Below are 16,935 nucleotides of genomic sequence, written 5' to 3'. Positions count from 1 at the left end.
CAACGATAACAGGTCCTTCGCGGATCAACCCCGAAGGGCCGGCACCGCCGGCCCTTCTTTTGCGTCTTGTTGGAGGATTGATTTATGCGCCGTCTGCTCACCCTGTCCATGTTTGCCAGCTTGCTGGTCCCTGCCGGTTTTGCCCAGGATGCCCCGGTGATCGCGCCCGGCAGCGAACTCGCCCGCACCGGCCTCGCCACGCCGCTGCTGCTGTCGGATGGCTATTCCATCACCGGCAATGACACGCTGGTCACCAAGCTCCTCAACGCCACCGTTTTCACCGCCACGACCGATGATGCCGACGAAATCGGCACCATCACCGACCTTGTGGTCACCCCCGGCCTGGGCCTGTCCGCCGCCATCATCAGCGTCGGCGGCTTTCTCGGCGTCGGCGCCAAGGATGTCGCTGTCGACTTCGCCCAGCTCGAATGGGCCGAGCGTCCCGATGGCAGCTATCGCTGGGTATTGCCGACCACGGCCGAGGCCCTCTCGTCAGCCCCCGCTTTTATCTGGGCCGATAGCGAAGAGGTTACGGGCACGCCCGCCCTCACCAAATCCGAGGAAGAAGCCCAACTGGTCGACGGCAATCCGAATGCTGTGGCAGTCGATCCCGATCTCACCACCGACCAACCCGAACGCCAGGACGCCGTCAGCCCCGCCGCCGATATCGTTGAGCTGACCGACGAGCAGATGACCGGCGTGGCCGTCTATGGCATGGATGATCAGCAGATCGGCACGATTGGCGATGTACTGCGCCAACCCGATGGCGGAATCGACGCCGTCATCGTCGATGTCGGCGGCTTTCTCGGCCTGGGCGCCAAGCCCGTGGCGGTGGCCGGTGACAGCCTCATCTTTTCCACCGACACCACCGATAGCCGCTACCTCTTCCTCAACACCACGCGTGCTCAGCTTGAAGCTCAGCCGGTTTATGATCCAGCTACCTATTCCCAGGAGCGCGATGCTCAGCGCATGATCGTCAGCCCCTGACCAAAAAATAGGCGGGCCCGGGCCCGCCTATTTCAATACCGATCAGCGCCACTCAGGCGGCGGTTGCTGCTTCGCGCACCGCTTCCTGCACCTTTTCAAAGGCCCGCACTTCGATCTGCCGGATCCGCTCGCGGCTGACGTCATATTGCTGCGCCAGCTCTTCCAGCGTCGATGGGCTTTCCTGCAGGCGACGGGCGTGGAAGATCGCCTTTTCGCGCTCATTGAGCACATCCATGGCGTTGTTCAGCAAGCCCATGCGTTCGGAATATTCTTCGCTTTCGCCCAGCGCGGTTTCCTGGCTCGGCGTGTCATCGACCAGCCAGTCCTGCCATTCCGACGTGCCTTCATCGGCCCGCATCGGTGAGTTGAGCGAGGCATCGCCCGACAGCCGCGCATTCATCGACACCACATCGGCCTCGGTTACCTTGAGCGTTGTGGCGATCTGCTTGATCTGATCGGGATGCAGCCCATTGTCGTCCAGCGCTGCAATCTGCCCCTTCACCTTGCGCAGGTTGAAGAACAACCGCTTCTGGGCGGCCGTGGTGCCAATTTTGACCAGGCTCCAGGAGCGCAGCACATATTCCTGAATCGCCGCGCGAATCCACCACATGGCATAGGTCGCCAGACGGAAGCCCTTGTCGGGCTCGAACCGCTTGACCGCATGCATCAGGCCAACATTGCCCTCCGAAATCACTTCCGAAATCGGCAGGCCGTAGCCGCGATAGCCCATGGCGATCTTGGCAACCAGCCGCAGATGCGAGGTGATCAGCTTCTGCGCTGCCTCGGTATCTTCATGTTCCTTGTAGCGCTTGGCCAGCATGAACTCTTCGTCCGGTTCCAGCATGGGGAACTTGCGGATGTCCTGCAGATAACGGCTCAGGCCGCCTTCGGCCGAGAGCACTGGCAAATTTGTTTGGGCCATTGATGCACCCCTTTCCCTGTTCCCCCGCATGCCGCGGGCGGAATCTCCAAATCCGCCCCTGCCCAACCTGAGCCATCGGCAGATTACGATGAATGATATATATAGTTGGCAATTGGGCGAATGTAAGACGTGCCAACCCCGGCAAACGTTACAAATAGGCAATGGTTGCGTGTCGTACCAGTGCACTGCCCAAATAACATTTCAACGGGCCGGAACGCTCCATCACCATGTGGTGACGCTAACGCGCAAACGCCTTGTTATAGTCGCCCAGCGCCTCTTCGAGCGCTTCGAGATCAGGCGGCAGCGGGGCCTCGAACAGTAATTCTTCCTTGCTGATTGGATGTTCAAACCCCAGTTCGGCCGCATGCAGCGCCTGGCGGCCCAGCGCCTGAATGGGCGCCGCTACTTCGGGTGGCAACCGATTGAGCTTGGTGGCGTATCCCGAAGCATAAACACTGTCAGCCACCAGTGGATGGCCGATATGGGCCATATGCACGCGGATCTGATGGGTCCGGCCAGTCTCGAGCTGACACTGGATACGGGTGATGTCCCAGCCCTCACCGCCGAAGCGCGCCTCGACCAGATAATGGGTAATCGCCTCGCGACCATCCTTGCGCACGGTCTGCTTCAACCGATTGTTCTGGTCGCGTCCCAGCGGCGCATCAATGCTGCCCTTGGCCGTCTCGGTCGAGCCCCAGACATAGGCGATATACGCCCGATGCAGCGGGCCGGTGCGGCCATGATCGGCAAACTGCGCCGACAGGTGCCGGTGGGCCCGCTCGGTCTTGGCCGCCACCATCACCCCCGAAGTGTCGCGGTCGAGCCGATGTACGATGCCGGGACGTTTGACCCCGCCAATCCCCTGCAGGCTTTCCCCGCAATGGTAGATCAGCGCATTGACCAGCGTGCCATTGGGCGATCCTGGTGCCGGATGCACCACCATGCCCACCGGCTTGTTGATGACGATCAGCTGATCGTCCTCATAGAGGATATCGAGCGGGATGTTTTCGGCCTGCGGCTCAGAGTCTTCTGGGGGCGGCGCCAGAAGAATGATTGTTTCGCCGGCGTTAAGCCGGTATTTGGGCTCACTGACGGGTTTGCCGTCGATGCTGACCGCGCCGGTCAGGATCAGATCCTTGATCCGGCTGCGACTGAGCACACTATGTGCCTTGGCCAGCGTGGCATCAAGCCGCCCGCCGGCCATCCCGGCATCGACCACGACTTCAACCTCGTCGCCCTCAAACTCTAGTGCGGTATTTTCGGCCATGGACAATCCTAACGAAACTGGGCCCAGCGAGCCAAAAGCGGATGCGCCGCTGACGCCAGAAGCTCTTGCCATGCTGGGGAAGGCACGCCGCTCGTTCGGTATCTCGATCGGCATCCTATTGCTGGGCTTTATGGCGATTGGCTTCGCCCTTGTCTATCGCGTGATGCGCGATGCCCCGCCGCCGCCCGTGGCCGAGGCCGTAACGCTTCCTGCCGGTGCCGTGATAATCGGCGCTTCCGTCAATGAGGGCGCCATCAACGTAACCTACACCATTGACGGCGTGACCACACTCTCCCTGTTCAATCAGGAGACCGGTGAACTCACCCGCAGCGTCACGATCCGCTAGCTGGCTCGCCCCGCCAGTCCGCAGCTGGCACCCATAGCCAGCGCAGGCCAAAGCGTTTTCAGCAAAAGTGGCGCCACTTTTGCGGCTCGAAAAACGCGGCACATAAAAGTTCTGGAGCTCTAGCGCTGCTGGATTTCCCGGAGCGCCGTCATGCGATCGGTTACCGAGCCGCCCCGCCCTTGCGGCACCGGGTCCATCGGCAGCGCATCACTGCCTTCACCGTCATCGGCAAACCGCTGCACCCGGTCAAACAGGCTTTCGCCGTCAGTTGCTGGCACGGGCGTATCGGTATCAACCGCATAGACCAGTCGGCTGACGCTGGCCGCAATATCGTTCAGCTTCTCGCGCAGATAGGCCTCTTCGACACGCTCGCTGTCCCAGTCCGCCATGATGGTCGATTCTACACTGGTCACCTTCCGGCGCAGTGTCTCGACCTCGGCTTCCAGCGCCAGCTTGTCGGCGAGCAATTGCCCGGCGCGCCCTGCCGCCTTGTCGACGACCTGATTGCTCTCGGCCAGAATGGCATTGAGCCGGTTTTCCGCGCTGGCAATACGCGCTTCGGCCGTCGCCAGATTGTCGGCGGCAGCAACCTTCTGGTCATCCTGCCCGGCCAGGGCGGTGCGCATCTGGGCAATTGCCGTCGTGGTTTCGGCACTGCGCCGGTCAGAAGATTCGAGCCGCGCCAGCAGGCTTCTGGCCTGTTCCTCAAGAAAGCCCGCCCGCTTCTGCTCGATTGCCAGCGCCGTGCTTAACCGCTCCACATCCTGCGCGTCATCGCCGGTCAGCACGACGCCATCGCCTCTGGTGGCTTCAGGCAACCCGCTCCTGACGGCCTTGCGCAGCATCTCCAGTTCGTCGCCGCGGGCGTCCAGATCACGTTCGCGCATCCGCAGCCGCTGCGTCAGATCAGTGGCCTCGCGTTCCAGCTCGGGCACCCGACGGCGCAGTTCGGCCTCGCGAAGTTCCAGCTCCTTGATGATTTCGAGGTTCTTGTCGCGCTCGGCCTGGAGCAGTGCCAGGTCACTGCGTTTCTGGTTGACGTCACCGAGTTGTTCCGCCAGCCGCCCGCGCAGCGTCTCGACATGCGTTTCCAGCCGCCGTGTGGACAAGGCGAACTCGGCGCGCAACTGATCCTTGTCAGCGCGGAACTCAGCCATGGTAATGGGCGTGGCCGCCTGGATGCGGCGCTTGGTCAGGCGCACGGCGCGCTTCCACACCGCCGGCAGGATGATCAGCGCCACCAGGCCAGCAATCAGCAGGCCCAGCGCAAAATACATGATGTTCTCAATGAGCATCGGCCGAACTCCGAAACCACGCGGCCTGAACCGGCATGGACTCCTCCGTTCTGGCAGCTATGGGACGCTACCACCATCTTCGCCAGTGATTAACCCTAACGCGCCGCGGTCGCCCCGTCACGACAATGCCGGGGTTTTTTGGCCCCGGCATGGCAAAATTGATCGAGCACCGTCAGCAGATCAGAACGGATTCCACGTCGGCTCATTGGTGAACTTGAGATACCCCACATTGATGCCCAGCCGCGCGCCGACACCCGAGCGGATCGGCACCATGACCACATTGCCCCGCTTGAGCACCGTCATGCCGAAGCCGCCCAGCACATAGGCCGAGCCGTCAACACCGGCGAAGCGCCCCAGCGTGTCGGAAACCTGGCTCAGATTGTACACCAGCATCATCACCTTGGAGCCGTCGCCACCGACATCAAAGCCAATCGAGGGCCCCTGCCAGAAAATGTTGAATTCGCCGGCATTGCGGGTGTGCAGCACGCCCTCGCCATAGCGGGCACCAGCAAACAGGGCGCCGCCTGCGTCTTCGCCCAGAATATAGCCATTGGGCAACCCGAACTGGCTGACCGCCCGCTCAACCACCGACGCCAGACCCTGCGAGGCGCTGCCAAAGAACTGTTTGCCGCTATCGACCAGATCCTCGCCCGAATAGGTGTCGCTGAGTGAGCCCTGTGCCAGCGCCACAGGCACCGGTGCCCCCACGGCACACAGCATGGCAAATAGAATGACGAGGCGCTTGATCATCGGAATACTCCCGGACGGAAGGCAAATTTGGCAATTGCCGGCTTGTTAGGGCTTGGACCTTAACTTTTGTCGGGCATGTTGACCTTGTCCACATGCCGTTCTTGGTTTGAAGATGAAGCAAACCTGTAAACAAATCTTAACCATTCTTGCCTTTGTTTTGCCTCTATTGGGCGGAGGCTCGCTCACCGTCCAGCCCGCCCAGGGCCAGTCCGTGGTCACATTGATCGTGACCGACCCACTGACCGGGATTGCCATGGCAGGGATGGATCCGGTCAGCTATTTCACTGAGCCTGCGCCGATGTCGGGCGTCTCCGATTATGAATATATCTGGCAGAATGTGCCCTGGCACTTCGCCACGGCGGCGAACCGCGACATTTTCGTCAGCGCGCCGGAAATCTATGCCCCCCAGTTTGGTGGTCACGATGTCACCGGCGTATCGCGCGGCTTTGTCGCCGATTCCGACCCCTATTTTTACGCCGTGTTCAAACAGCGCCTCTATCTGTTCTATTCTGCGGCCAATCGCGAAGCCTTCCTGCTCTCGCCCGACGCCACCGGGCGAACGGCCGAGGAGAAATGGCCCGAGCTATCCAAAAACCTCTCCATCAATTGAACTTCCTGGTGGAGTCACCCGTCATCCCCGCAATTTGGGGTCCACTTTTAACCACCACCCTCTAATGTCTGCAAAAGTGATTCTTTGCCGATATTCCCGCGCTACGGAGACAGCAGCATGGCTGACATCATCGACCTTAAGGCAACCGACCTCGCGGCGATGCTCTGCAGCCGCGTCTGCCATGACCTGATCAACCCCATTGGTGCAATCGGCAATGGCCTTGAAGTACTGGGCGACCCCGCCCAGACCGAGATGGCCGAAGGCGCCCGCGACCTCATCGCCAGCGCTGCCCGCCAGAGCCGCGCCAAGCTCGAATTCGCCCGCCTCGCCTATGGTGCCTCCTCCACCTCGGGCACCGATATCGACACCCGCGAGTGCGAGCGCGTTGCCCGCATCCTGTTCGAGATCGAAAAGGCCGATCTGGAATGGACCGTGCCGCTGATCCTGCTGCCCAAGCACAAGGCCAAGCTGTTCATGAACATGCTGCTGATTGCCGCCATGTCGGTGCCACGCGGCGGTCAGGTGACGGCCTCGATCTCCGGCGACGCCGGCAATGAGAAGTTTGAATTCACGTCCAAAAGCGATCCGGAAAAGCGTCAGAAGACGCTGATCCCCTCTGGTGCTCCCGGCCTGTTGGCCGGCACGCCTGATGAAGGCTTCGTCGATGCGCGTGGCATTCAGCCCTTCTACACCGGCATTCTGGCGCGCATGACCGACATGGAAATCTCCATCGGCATCGAGAACGATATGTTCTATTTCAACGCCATTCCCAAACCGGTCGTCGAAGCGGCGTAACCGTCAGCAATTTGCTAACCAAATGCTAGGAAGTGCTGCGTCACAATGAGACCCGTGCTACTCGCGCTGGAGCGCCTCCGAAATGAAATCCTGCCTGATCGTTGATGACTCCACCGTGGTGCGCAAGGTCGCCCGACGCATCCTCGAAAACATGGACTACATTGTCGATGAGGCCGAAGATGGCCAGGAGGCCTTCGACAAATGTCGGGCCGAAATGCCCGACGCCATTCTGCTCGACTGGAACATGCCCATTCTGACCGGGCTGGATTTCCTGAAGCTTCTCAGGGGTTACGTCGGCGGTGAAAGGCCCTATGTGGTCTATTGCACGGTCGAAAACGATATCGGCGCCATCGCGCTGGCGCTCAAGGCGGGTGCCAGCGACTACATGATGAAGCCCTTCGACCGCGCCATTCTGGAAGCCAAATTCGACCTCGACCAGGCCGCCTAGTGCTGCTCCGCCGCCTCGGCGCGTCCCAATAGATAGGCCCGCTCCCGCCCATTGCGCGTCAACTGCGCCGCCCGCCGAAACGCTGCCGCCGCCTCCTCCTGCCGCCCCAACCGGCTCAACATATCGCCGCGCACGCTGAACAGGAGATGATAGTCCTTGAGCGTCGGATCATCCTTGATGGCCTCGATCAGGACCAGCGCCGGCGCCGGCCCCTCGGCCATGGCGACCGCCACCGCCCGGTTCAGCTCGATAACCGGCGACGGGTTCTGCGCCATGAGCACCCCGTAAAGGGCCGCAATCCTCGGCCAATCGGTATCGGCGGCCCTGCGTGCCCGGGCATGACAGGCCGCTATTGCTGCTTGCAGGGCGTAATGCCCCGTCGCCCCGCCCAGCGCCAATGCCTGGTCCAGTGCCGCCAATCCACGTCCAACCAGCAACCAGTCCCACCGCGACCGATCCTGGTCCAGCAACAATACCGGTTCCCCTGACGGACTGGTTCGCGCGCCCAGGCGCGACGCCTGGATTTCCATCAGCGCCACCAAGGCATGCACCTCGGGCTCCTCAGGCGCCAGCCGGGTCAGCACGCGCCCCAGCCGCATCGCTTCCGCACATAATTGGGGACGCACCCAGTCCTCCCCGGCCGTAGCGGAATAGCCTTCATTGAAGATCAGATAGATCACCCCCAACACCGAGCCGAGCCGGGCCACCCGCTCCGGCCCGCGCGGCACTTCGAACGGGATATTTGCCGCTGCAATGGTCTTCTTGGCCCGCAGGATACGCTGCCCGATCGTGGGCTCGGCAACCAGAAACGCCCGGGCGATCTCTTCTGTGGTCAATCCGCCCAGCAGCCGCAAGGTCAGGGCCACCCGGGCCTCGGCTGACAGAATGGGGTGGCAGGCCGTAAAGATCAGCCGCAGCAGATCATCGCCCACATCATCATCCATGGCCTCATGCAAGGTCTCGGTGACGTCTGGTGTGTCGATCTCGATATTTCGGCCGACTTCTTCCAGCTTCGTCGCCGCCATCGAATTGTGGCGAAAATGATCGATGGCCCGCCGCTTGGCCGTCTGCATCAACCAGGCCGCAGGATTGGTCGGCACGCCAGACGCAGGCCACGCCTTGAGCGCTGCCAACAGGGCGTCCTGGGCCAGTTCTTCGGCAAACGAGATATCGCGCACCATGCGCGTCAGCGCCGCAATCAGTCGCGGACGTTCAATCTTCCAGACCGTGTTGATGGCGCGGTGGGTTTCGGCATTCTGTTCCATGACCCCGATGAAACCAGCAAGTCGCCAATGCCGCAACTGCACAAACGCAGCAATGTGGGGACCGACGCCAGGCCGGCGCCCGTCTCCAGCACCGAGCAAGCAACCAATGAGCTATTCAAACATCCCCTTCGGTATTTCTCCTCGAAGAAACGGTTCAATGAAGCCGTGCAGCAGCTCCACCTGGTTAGTTACCGCGGTGTGCGACGTAGCCGGCAGGATGGCGAGCCGCGACGATGAGAGCGGCGATCCCATATCGCCCATGTCGCCGCCGCCGAGCAGGCGGAAGAGCGCAATATTGTGCTCAAGCGTGGAGACATCGGCGTCACCGGCGATGATCAGGATGGGGGTCTTGAGGGCCTTCACCTCCTCTTCCCAGGCCATCGGCTCGTGCTCGAGGGCGATCAGCTTTTCGACCACCCCGCGGAAGCCGTCCGGGTTCGGTGCGAGCTTTTTCCACTCATCTTCCATCGCTGTACCGACGAAGAGTTCGGGCACCATCTGGGGAATGAACGCGACAAAGGCAGGCTGCCAGCCGGAGCTGTCATAGGCGACTGAAGCGGCGACGAGTTGGTCGACCATTTCAGGATGATCAATGGCCAGACGGAGCCCGGCAGCAGCGCCCATGGAATAGCCGAAGATGTCGGCCTTCTCGATGCCCATGGCATCCATGAACGCTGCGACGTCGCCGGCCAGATTGGGATAGGTAATGGGCCGCTCAATATCGGTGGTGCGACCGTGGCCCTGGAACTCAAGCGCATAGACCTCGTGGGTTTCGGCCAGTTTGGGAATGATCGCACCCATGGCGGGTATGTTCATATAGGCGCCATGCAGCACGATCAGCGGGTCCCCTTTCCCCGACACCTCGTAATACATCTGCATGCCATTGATCTCGATGGTGGCGCCGACAGGTTCGGCTTGGGCAACTATTGCGGTAGCCATCAGCAAGGCTCCTGCGATGATCGCGGTACGGATCATGGATCGTCTCCTCTGGGTGAAGCGGCCACACGACCGCGCCTCTGACCAGACGACGAGTTGGGATTGCCCTGTTCGACAAGACCCGCAGATTTTTGTGGCCGCCGGACAAAGAAAAACCCCGCACGACAGCGTCGCACGGGGGTCTAGTTGAACGTCAGGAGCCTGGGAGGACTAGGCGACGTTCTCGGAGTAGCTGTCGACCTCGTCTGGCTCGCGCAGCACATAGCCGCGACCCCAGACGGTCTCGATGTAATTCTTGCCACCGGTGGCCACGCTCAGCTTCTTGCGCAGCTTGCAGATGAACACGTCGATGATCTTGAGTTCGGGTTCGTCCATGCCGCCATAGAGGTGGTTGAGGAACATTTCCTTGGTGAGCGTGGTGCCCTTGCGGAGGGAGAGCAGCTCAAGCATCTGGTATTCTTTGCCAGTCAGGTGCACGCGCTGGGTCTGCACTTCGACGGTCTTGGTGTCGAGGTTGACCGTAAGCTCGCCGGTGGTGATGACCGACTGGGCGTGGCCCTTGGAGCGCCGGACGATGGCGTGGATGCGGGCCACGAGCTCATCCTTGTGGAACGGCTTGGTCATGTAGTCGTCGGCACCAAAGCCGAGGCCACGCACCTTGTCCTCGATACCGGCAAGACCTGACAGAATGAGAATTGGCGTCTGAACCTTGGCGACACGCAAGGTGCGCAGCACCTCATAGCCGCTCATGTCCGGCAAATTCAGATCGAGAAGGATGATGTCATAGTCGTATAGTTTGCCGAGATCGACGCCTTCTTCACCGAGATCGGTGGTGTAGACGTTGAAGCTCTCCGACTTGAGCATCAGTTCGATGCTCTGCGCTGTCGCGCTGTCGTCCTCTATAAGGAGTACCCGCATTATATTCCCCTTGTCATTCGTTCCTGCTGGAACCGTGGGACCTGGCCTGCCCACGCCAACCCTACTGGATATGACTGAACCCTAAGTCCAAATAGTTAACAAAGTTTAATTCGGTTCCGCAATACGCAAATGTTGTTAGGCACATTTTAGTCTAAGTCATTGAATTTGAACGGTTAAAATTATCAAATTTTCTTAATAAATTGGTTTAAGTAAGAGCCGCAACCGACTCTTTGGACTCACGCAATTGGCACTGTATGGGGTTTGGAGGGGGTCACACGTCAGGATGCAGACGGACCGGTCCATCGCCACCAATAGCGCCTTTTGCTTAACGTTGCGTTACTGTCCGATTCGCAAACCGCGTCGATTCGAGGCGCCTGGAAACCATAATAGCTTCGATGCGACATATGTTGGACCTGTCATGAAAGCGCTGATTTCGGCCATTGATGCAATCGACGACATCGAGGTCTATGGTCGCGTCAAATCCGTTCAGGGCCTGCTGATCGAAATCGTCGGCCCGGTGCGCGAATTGCGCATCGGCGGCCGGGTACAGATCGAGACCACCGAAGGCGAGCAACTGGCCGCCGAGATCATCGGTTTCAAGAATGGACACGCCCTGTGCCTGCCGTTTGGGCAACTGGCCGGCGTGCGGCTCGGCTGCCGGGCCATCTTCCAGCGCAGTGACGGCGCCGCCTTTCCCGCGGAAGGCTGGCTGGGCCGTGTGATCAACGCCAATGGCGACCCCATCGATGGCAAGGGCCCACTCCCCCGTGGCGCCACGGCATATCCCCTGCGGCAGAACCCGCTACTGGCCCATGATCGGGTTCGTGTCGGCGATCCGCTCGATCTGGGCGTGCGCTGCCTCAACACTTTCACCACGGTTTGTGAGGGTCAGCGGCTTGGCATTTTCGCAGGCTCGGGCGTGGGCAAATCGGTATTGATGAGTATGCTGGCGCGCAACACCAATGTTGACGTGGCCGTCATCGGCCTGATCGGCGAGCGTGGCCGCGAGGTACACGAATTCATCCAGGAATATTTGGGCGAAGAGGGGCTGGCGCGCGCCGTTGTGGTGGTCGCCACCTCCGACGAGGCCGCGCTGATGCGGCGGCAGGCCGCCTATATGACCCTGACCTTGTCCGAGTATTTCCGCGATCAGGGCCAGCGGGTGCTGTGCATGATGGACAGTCTGACCCGGTTCGCCATGGCCCAGCGCGAGATCGGCCTGGCCATTGGCGAACCGCCTACTGCCAAGGGATATCCGCCCACCGTGTTCACAGAATTGCCACGATTGTTGGAAAGGGCCGGTCCTGGCACACCAACAACCGGTTCTGTTACCGGACTGTTTACCGTTTTAGTCGAAGGTGATGATCACAACGAGCCCATCGCCGACGCCGTTCGCGGCATTCTCGATGGGCACATTGTGATGGAGCGCGGGATTGCCGAACGGGGACGTTACCCGGCGGTGAACGTGCTCCGGTCCATCTCGCGCACCATGCCAGGGTGTGTACCGGTCGAATATCGACCGGTTCTGGCCAAGGCGCGAGAACTCATGTCGATTTATGCCGACATGGAGGAACTGATCCGGCTTGGGGCTTACCGGAAAGGGTCAGATCCGAAAGTGGACCGCGCTATTGCCATCTATCCGGCGCTGGAAGCTTTTCTAAGCCAGGACCGGGAAGAGACGACAACCGTTGCTGCGGGCTATCAAATGCTCGAAGCCATTGTCGCCGAAGCAGGCGCGGCAGACTGATGGGGCAGTGTATTGACCCCGGAACTGGCTTGATGTGTAAGGAGTACAAGTCTTGAAATCGCGCAGTGAGAGCCTCATCAGGCTCAAGAAGTTTCAAGTAGACGAGAAGCGCCGCCAGGTTGCGCAGATTGAGATGATGGTCAACGATTTCGAGCGCATGGCGTCCGAACTCGACCAGCAGATCGACATCGAGCACACCAAGACCGGCATCTCCGATATTGCCCATTTCGCCTATTCGACCTTTGCAAAGGCGGCGCTGAGCCGGCGCGACAATCTGCTTGCCTCGGCGGCAGATATGCGCGGCAAGCTCGAAGCGGCGCAGGATGCGCTGGCCGAAGCGCTCGAAGACCTCAAAAAAGTTGAGCTGCTGGACCAGCGTGAGCATCAGCGCGAAGCCGCTGAACAGCTCAAGGTCGAACAGTCCGAATATGACGAGATTGGCCGCCTTCGCTATCGCGGCCAGTAGAGTTCTGACAATTTGAAGAAGGTCCGCCATGTCGGGCCTTTTTCTGTGTTGTCAGCTGTCCTGCGCGATCCCAATCATGTCCCATAGCCGTTCCTTGGCCAGGATCAGCAGCCAGGGCGTATGATCGGCCGGCACAATCTCTACCGGCCCGCCAATGCCTTCATTGGATGTGCCGCCCAGCCCGCCTGGCTCCAGCCGCAGCCCATCAAGCGGATAGAGCAGCCCACTCGAACCGGTGAAGCTGACAGGGATCAGCGGATGGATCGACACCCGCTCCCCCGCGCTGGCCGCAAAGCCGATCGGCCCAACCACCGCGAGCGCCACATCAACCTCATCGACCACCACAATCTTGCGCTGCGGCGCATATTTCAGCACGGCGCTCAATGCGGCCAGCGTGTGGTCCAACCGCCTGCCGGTCATGCCCAGCGCCAGCGTCACCGGCGCCTGGGTTGAGTATAGCGCCTTCTGGAAATCGGTGGTGATCTGTTCGGGGATATGGATCACCCGCGTCCGCCGTTCCCAGCCTGCGCGATCACTTAGCGAATCGAGATCCCCGATGATCAATTCGGGGACCAGCCCGGCTGTGCCGATCGCGTCGCCCCCGCCGTCTGCGCCGACCAGTGCCACCCCGCGCCTGGCCAGTTCGCGCAGCAGAGCCGGATCAACAACGCCACCGCCGACTATCGCCAGCGGCTGGTCAAAGCTGAAGATCTGGGCGGCCAGTGGACGCACGGAAGTCTCTTGCACTGTCACTGGGCACTCTCTAAGTGTGGGGCGTCTCGCTGGGGTGTTCCGGATTTATCCGGAGCTGAGAGTTACCCATTGAACCTGAACCAGGTCATGCTGGCGGAGGAAGTTCGAGATGGCAAGGGCATCTCGTTGCGTCCTGCCATTGACACACATCCCCCTTCCATGACCGCAATCGACGAAGGGATGACCCATGGTCAAATCTGCTCGTATCGTTGCTGCGGCCCTTTTTGGCCTGCTTGCGGCCCCCGTCTTTGCCGAAGACACGCCGACCCTGAAAATCTATACCTATGACGGCTTTGCCGCCGATTGGGGCCCCGGCCCGGCGCTCAAGCAAGGCTTCGAAGCCATTTGTGATGGGTGCGCGGTTGAGTGGATTGCCGCCGACAGCTCGATTGGCACGCTGCGCCGTGTCCAGCTTGAGGGTGACACCACAGAGGCCGATCTCATCGTTGGCCTCGACACCGCCATTGCCGGCGAAGCCCGCGCCACGGGATTGTTCGCCGATCATGGTCTGGAACTGACGGACCTCACCTTGCCAGAACCCTGGACCGACGCCCAGTTCGTCCCATTCGACTACGCCCATTTCGCCTTTGTCTACGACACCGACAGTGTCATCACGCCACCCAAATCCTTTGAGGAGCTGATTGCCCTGCCGGCCGATTTCAAGATCGCCATTCAGGATCCGCGCTCGGCCACGCCGGGTCTTGGCCTGGTGCTATGGATCCGCGCCGCCTATGGCGACCGCGCGCCCGAAATCTGGGCCGGCCTCAAACCCCATATCCTGACGGTGACGCGCGACTGGAGCGAGAGCTACAATCTGTTTCTGAACGGCGAGGCCGATATGGCCCTGAGCTATACCACCTCCCCGGCCTACCACATCCTCGCCGAGCAGGATGACACCATCCATGCGGCCATGTTCGACGAAGGCCACCTCGCCCAGACAGAAGTGGCCGGCATTCTCAAGTCATCCGAGAACCAGGACCTGGCGCGTCAGTTCCTGGCCTATCTGGCCTCGGTTGAGGGCCAGAAGGTCATCCCCACCACCAATTGGATGTTCCCCGTCATTGACCTGGGTGATGATCTCGACCCAGCCTTTGCCACACTGCCCCAGCCCGCCGGGACACTGACCTTGACCGACGCCGAAATCGCGGCCAATGCCTCGGCCTGGATCGACGAAATGCTCAAGGCTGTGCAGTAACAAGGGTCACGCCGCATGCTCACCCTGCCCCATCGCCCAACCCGTATCGCCATCGCGATTGGCCTGGCGCTGGCCATTGTGAGCCTGATCGCCCTTGTTCTGTGGGCCATCCTCGCTGCCGCCACCGGCAGCGAGGGGGCCGGCTCGCGCATCGACGTGCCCCACCTGCTGCGCATGACATCGCTGCAGGCCAGCCTCACCACAATTCTCTCCCTCGGTGTCGGCATGGCACTGGCTTGGGCGCTCAATCGGCTGCGCTTTCCCGGCCGCGATCTGCTGGTTGGCCTGTTTGCCTCGGCCATCGTCACCCCGGGCATGGTGGTGGCCTTTGGCCTGCTGGCAGTCTGGGGGCGCAATGGCTGGATCAACCGCGCCAGCGAGGCCCTGTTCGGTTTCCCGCTTGGCAATCCGGCCTTCGGTCTCTCAGGCATTCTGCTGGCCCATGTTGTTCTCGATGGCGCCTTTGCCGCCCGCATCCTGCTGGCACGGCTCGATACCATCCCGCCCAACCTGCTCAAGACCGGCCAGTCGCTGGCGCTGACCACCTGGCAGCGCTTTGCCATTCTCGACTGGCCCGCCATGCGGGGCACCGTCCCGGGCCTGGCCGCGATCATCTTTCTGCTGGCCTTCACCAGCTTTCCCATCGTGCTGCTGCTCGGCGGCGGCCCGGCCAACCAGACCCTGGAAGTCGCCATTTACGCTGCGGTACGACAGGATTTCGATTTGACCGGCGCGGTGCGCCTGGCACTGACGCAAATTGGCGTCTGCTCCGCCGTCATTCTGATTGCCGCCGCGCTGGCCCCCGTTCCGACCAGTTTCGGCTCATCTTCTGCCCAAACCTGGCGCGACCGGCCCGCAGCCCGTACCATCCAGGCGCTGGTGCTCCTAGTCTGCACCATCGGCTTCGTACTGCCCCTGGCTTCGGTTCTGGTGGACGGGCTGACCACCGGCATGGGCCGACTGCTGGGCCAGCCGGCGTTCTGGCGAGCCAGCCTGGCCAGCCTCGTCATCGGCACCGCCTCGGCACTGCTGACCCTGGCGCTGGCACTGGGACTTGGCCTTGGCCGCGCCGCCACCGCCAGCGGCGTCATGCGAACCCTGTTGAGCATGCCCGCCTTTGCCTATCTGGCAGTGCCAGCGGTGGTGCTCTCGCTCGGCTTTTTCCTGCTGGTCCGCTCACTGGGCATCGCGCCGGCCACAGCCGCCCCCTACATCGTGGTCCTCGCGAACAGCCTGCTTGCCCTCCCCTTCGCCATGGCCACTTTAGGCCCGCCGCTTGAGGCAATTGCCCAGACCCGTGGCAAGCTGATCCGCACACTGGGCCTATCTGGCTGGCGCCAGTTCATGGCCGTCGAATACCCCCTGCTGGGCAGAGATATCGGCGTCATGCTGGCTCTTGCCTTCTGCTTCTCATTGGGTGATCTGGGCGTTATTGCCTTGTTTGGCACCCAGGATTTTCAGACCCTGCCATTGATGATGTTCCGGGCCCTTGGCAGCTATCGCAGCAATGATGCCGCAGCCATTGCCACGATCCTGCTGCTCAGCACGGTCACGGCCTTTATCGGCCTGCCCCGCCTGTTCCAAAGGATTGCCAATGCTGCGCATTGAAGAATTGACCTTCGCCTATCCCGGGCAAACCACGCCCTATGTCTTCAGCTTTGAAGCAGCGCCCGGCGAAATCACCGCCATTTCCGGCACCAGCGGGTCGGGCAAATCCACCCTGCTGGACCTGATCGCAGGCTTTCTGCAACCCACGGCCGGCAGCATCAATCTTGACGGCGCCGATATTCTGCCGCTCGCCCCCGAACAGCGACCGGTATCGCTGCTGCTGCAATCTGAAAGCCTGTTCGAGCACTTGCGCACCGACCGCAATGTTCGACTTGGCCTGCCCCCGTGCACCCGCCAGGCCGAGGCCAGCCGCCGTGTCGACCAGGCGCTCGATGAGGTAGGGTTGCAAGGTCTCCAGAGCCAGATCGCCGGCACGCTTTCAGGCGGCCAGAAGCAACGCGTGGCTCTCGCACGCACACTATTGCGCGACCGGCCGGTACTCCTGCTGGACGAGCCCTTCTCGGCACTGGACGACGACACCCGAGCCACCATTCGCGATCTGGTACAAACCCTGACGCTGCGCCACAACTGGCACACCATTCTGGTCAGCCACCATGCCGACGATGTCGATGCACTGGCCAATCGTCGCTATCTGCTGGTCGACCGTCGGCTACAGCCAGCTTAGCG

18 protein-coding genes and 1 riboswitch are annotated in these 16,935 nt (G+C 61.4%); of the genes, 10 read left to right on the top strand and 8 right to left on the bottom strand.

All coding sequences use genetic code 11. The features are described from left to right. Positions 1-84: 84 nt before the first annotated feature. Positions 85-987, top strand: a complete 903-nt coding sequence (locus ABFY71_RS16740; RefSeq protein WP_347947077.1) for a PRC-barrel domain-containing protein — start codon at positions 85-87, stop codon at positions 985-987. Between the two features lie 52 nt (positions 988-1,039). Here the strand turns inward: ABFY71_RS16740 and rpoH are convergent, their stop codons facing one another. Then, positions 1,040-1,909 carry an RNA polymerase sigma factor RpoH gene (gene rpoH, locus ABFY71_RS16735; RefSeq protein WP_305582004.1) on the bottom strand — a complete coding sequence of 290 codons (870 nt, stop codon included), beginning with the start codon at positions 1,907-1,909 and terminating at the stop codon, positions 1,040-1,042. Between the two features lie 238 nt (positions 1,910-2,147). Further along, positions 2,148-3,176 carry an RluA family pseudouridine synthase gene (locus tag ABFY71_RS16730; protein WP_347947076.1) on the bottom strand — a complete coding sequence of 343 codons (1,029 nt, stop codon included), beginning with the start codon at positions 3,174-3,176 and terminating at the stop codon, positions 2,148-2,150. A gap of 70 nt (positions 3,177-3,246) precedes the next feature. Here ABFY71_RS16730 and ABFY71_RS16725 point away from each other — a divergent pair, with 70 nt between their 5' ends. After that, a complete protein-coding gene (locus ABFY71_RS16725) occupies positions 3,247-3,522 on the top strand; it encodes a DUF6476 family protein (protein ID WP_347947075.1) in 276 nt (91 codons plus the stop codon). A 119-nt stretch (positions 3,523-3,641) separates the two neighbouring features. On the opposite strand, the gene ABFY71_RS16720 is transcribed toward ABFY71_RS16725, so the two are convergent. Both ABFY71_RS16720 and ABFY71_RS16715 read right to left on the bottom strand, forming a co-directional pair. Then, positions 3,642-4,817, bottom strand: coding sequence for a coiled-coil domain-containing protein (locus tag ABFY71_RS16720; RefSeq protein WP_347947074.1), 1,176 nt, complete (start codon positions 4,815-4,817; stop codon positions 3,642-3,644). Between the two features lie 180 nt (positions 4,818-4,997). Then, positions 4,998-5,567 (bottom strand): DUF1134 domain-containing protein, encoded by a 570-nt coding sequence (locus tag ABFY71_RS16715; protein ID WP_371136180.1) that lies wholly within the window; start codon positions 5,565-5,567, stop codon positions 4,998-5,000. 211 nt (positions 5,568-5,778) lie between these two features. Here ABFY71_RS16715 and ABFY71_RS16710 point away from each other — a divergent pair, with 211 nt between their 5' ends. The 3 genes from ABFY71_RS16710 to ABFY71_RS16700 all read left to right on the top strand — a co-directional run bounded on the left by ABFY71_RS16710 (position 5,779) and on the right by ABFY71_RS16700 (position 7,420). Then, positions 5,779-6,177: a YHS domain-containing (seleno)protein gene (locus tag ABFY71_RS16710; protein WP_347947073.1), complete on the top strand. Its 399-nt coding sequence runs from the start codon at positions 5,779-5,781 to the stop codon at positions 6,175-6,177. A 117-nt stretch (positions 6,178-6,294) separates the two neighbouring features. Continuing rightward, complete coding sequence (gene chpT / locus ABFY71_RS16705) at positions 6,295-6,972, top strand: histidine phosphotransferase ChpT (protein ID WP_305579677.1); 678 nt, start codon at positions 6,295-6,297, stop codon at positions 6,970-6,972. Between the two features lie 82 nt (positions 6,973-7,054). Then, positions 7,055-7,420 carry a response regulator gene (locus tag ABFY71_RS16700; RefSeq protein WP_305579676.1) on the top strand — a complete coding sequence of 122 codons (366 nt, stop codon included), beginning with the start codon at positions 7,055-7,057 and terminating at the stop codon, positions 7,418-7,420. On the opposite strand, the gene ABFY71_RS16695 is transcribed toward ABFY71_RS16700, so the two are convergent. The 3 genes from ABFY71_RS16695 to ctrA form a co-directional block, all read right to left on the bottom strand. After that, the gene (locus ABFY71_RS16695; RefSeq protein ID WP_347947072.1) at positions 7,417-8,685 is read right to left on the bottom strand and encodes an RNA polymerase sigma factor; all 1,269 of its coding nucleotides are present in this window, start codon (positions 8,683-8,685) and stop codon (positions 7,417-7,419) included. The two genes, ABFY71_RS16700 and ABFY71_RS16695, sit on opposite strands and share 4 nt — an antisense overlap. A gap of 111 nt (positions 8,686-8,796) precedes the next feature. Then, a complete protein-coding gene (locus ABFY71_RS16690) occupies positions 8,797-9,660 on the bottom strand; it encodes an alpha/beta fold hydrolase (RefSeq protein ID WP_347947071.1) in 864 nt (287 codons plus the stop codon). Between the two features lie 171 nt (positions 9,661-9,831). Beyond that, on the bottom strand, positions 9,832-10,539 hold the full coding sequence (gene ctrA, locus ABFY71_RS16685; RefSeq protein ID WP_305579673.1) for a response regulator transcription factor CtrA: 708 nt from the start codon (positions 10,537-10,539) through the stop codon (positions 9,832-9,834). A 418-nt stretch (positions 10,540-10,957) separates the two neighbouring features. Here ctrA and fliI point away from each other — a divergent pair, with 418 nt between their 5' ends. Together fliI and fliJ are read left to right on the top strand one after the other, a co-directional pair. Further along, positions 10,958-12,286, top strand: coding sequence for a flagellar protein export ATPase FliI (gene fliI, locus ABFY71_RS16680; RefSeq protein ID WP_305579672.1), 1,329 nt, complete (start codon positions 10,958-10,960; stop codon positions 12,284-12,286). A 52-nt stretch (positions 12,287-12,338) separates the two neighbouring features. Beyond that, positions 12,339-12,752, top strand: coding sequence for a flagellar export protein FliJ (gene fliJ / locus ABFY71_RS16675; RefSeq protein WP_305579671.1), 414 nt, complete (start codon positions 12,339-12,341; stop codon positions 12,750-12,752). Between the two features lie 51 nt (positions 12,753-12,803). Here the strand turns inward: fliJ and ABFY71_RS16670 are convergent, their stop codons facing one another. Continuing rightward, on the bottom strand, positions 12,804-13,484 hold the full coding sequence (locus tag ABFY71_RS16670) for a thiamine diphosphokinase (RefSeq protein WP_347947070.1): 681 nt from the start codon (positions 13,482-13,484) through the stop codon (positions 12,804-12,806). A gap of 41 nt (positions 13,485-13,525) precedes the next feature. Continuing rightward, positions 13,526-13,626: riboswitch (TPP riboswitch) on the top strand. A gap of 66 nt (positions 13,627-13,692) precedes the next feature. Here ABFY71_RS16670 and thiB point away from each other — a divergent pair. From thiB to ABFY71_RS16655, 3 genes are read left to right on the top strand one after another with little or no spacing between them, the layout of a single operon-like run. Beyond that, positions 13,693-14,700, top strand: coding sequence for a thiamine ABC transporter substrate binding subunit (thiB, locus tag ABFY71_RS16665; protein WP_347947069.1), 1,008 nt, complete (start codon positions 13,693-13,695; stop codon positions 14,698-14,700). 15 nt (positions 14,701-14,715) lie between these two features. Further along, the gene (locus ABFY71_RS16660) at positions 14,716-16,308 is read left to right on the top strand and encodes an ABC transporter permease family protein (RefSeq protein ID WP_347947068.1); all 1,593 of its coding nucleotides are present in this window, start codon (positions 14,716-14,718) and stop codon (positions 16,306-16,308) included. Beyond that, positions 16,295-16,933 carry an ATP-binding cassette domain-containing protein gene (locus ABFY71_RS16655; RefSeq protein ID WP_347947067.1) on the top strand — a complete coding sequence of 213 codons (639 nt, stop codon included), beginning with the start codon at positions 16,295-16,297 and terminating at the stop codon, positions 16,931-16,933. Before ABFY71_RS16660 ends, ABFY71_RS16655 begins: the two co-directional genes overlap by 14 nt. The last annotated feature ends 2 nt before the right edge of the window (positions 16,934-16,935 follow it).

Source organism: Devosia alba, assembly GCF_039938915.1.
Lineage (GTDB): Bacteria > Pseudomonadota > Alphaproteobacteria > Rhizobiales > Devosiaceae > Devosia > Devosia alba.
The sequence above is the reverse complement of the archived record's forward strand: the minus strand, read 5'-3'. Positions and strand labels throughout refer to the sequence as shown.

What these genes read in the sequence shown, in the direction of transcription:
- ABFY71_RS16700 (WP_305579676.1), top strand. Translation starts at nt 7,055, where the DNA reads ATGAAATCCTGCCTGATCGTTGATGACTCCACCGTGGTGCGCAAGGTC.
- ABFY71_RS16725 (WP_347947075.1), top strand. Translation starts at nt 3,247, where the DNA reads ATGCTGGGGAAGGCACGCCGCTCGTTCGGTATCTCGATCGGCATCCTA.
- ABFY71_RS16715 (WP_371136180.1), bottom strand. Translation starts at nt 5,567, where the DNA reads ATGATCAAGCGCCTCGTCATTCTATTTGCCATGCTGTGTGCCGTGGGG.
- ctrA (WP_305579673.1), bottom strand. Translation starts at nt 10,539, where the DNA reads ATGCGGGTACTCCTTATAGAGGACGACAGCGCGACAGCGCAGAGCATC.
- rpoH (WP_305582004.1), bottom strand. Translation starts at nt 1,909, where the DNA reads ATGGCCCAAACAAATTTGCCAGTGCTCTCGGCCGAAGGCGGCCTGAGC.
- ABFY71_RS16660 (WP_347947068.1), top strand. Translation starts at nt 14,716, where the DNA reads ATGCTCACCCTGCCCCATCGCCCAACCCGTATCGCCATCGCGATTGGC.
- ABFY71_RS16740 (WP_347947077.1), top strand. Translation starts at nt 85, where the DNA reads ATGCGCCGTCTGCTCACCCTGTCCATGTTTGCCAGCTTGCTGGTCCCT.
- ABFY71_RS16655 (WP_347947067.1), top strand. Translation starts at nt 16,295, where the DNA reads ATGCTGCGCATTGAAGAATTGACCTTCGCCTATCCCGGGCAAACCACG.
- thiB (WP_347947069.1), top strand. Translation starts at nt 13,693, where the DNA reads ATGGTCAAATCTGCTCGTATCGTTGCTGCGGCCCTTTTTGGCCTGCTT.
- ABFY71_RS16690 (WP_347947071.1), bottom strand. Translation starts at nt 9,660, where the DNA reads ATGATCCGTACCGCGATCATCGCAGGAGCCTTGCTGATGGCTACCGCA.
- ABFY71_RS16695 (WP_347947072.1), bottom strand. Translation starts at nt 8,685, where the DNA reads ATGGAACAGAATGCCGAAACCCACCGCGCCATCAACACGGTCTGGAAG.
- ABFY71_RS16720 (WP_347947074.1), bottom strand. Translation starts at nt 4,817, where the DNA reads ATGCTCATTGAGAACATCATGTATTTTGCGCTGGGCCTGCTGATTGCT.
- fliI (WP_305579672.1), top strand. Translation starts at nt 10,958, where the DNA reads ATGAAAGCGCTGATTTCGGCCATTGATGCAATCGACGACATCGAGGTC.
- ABFY71_RS16730 (WP_347947076.1), bottom strand. Translation starts at nt 3,176, where the DNA reads ATGGCCGAAAATACCGCACTAGAGTTTGAGGGCGACGAGGTTGAAGTC.
- chpT (WP_305579677.1), top strand. Translation starts at nt 6,295, where the DNA reads ATGGCTGACATCATCGACCTTAAGGCAACCGACCTCGCGGCGATGCTC.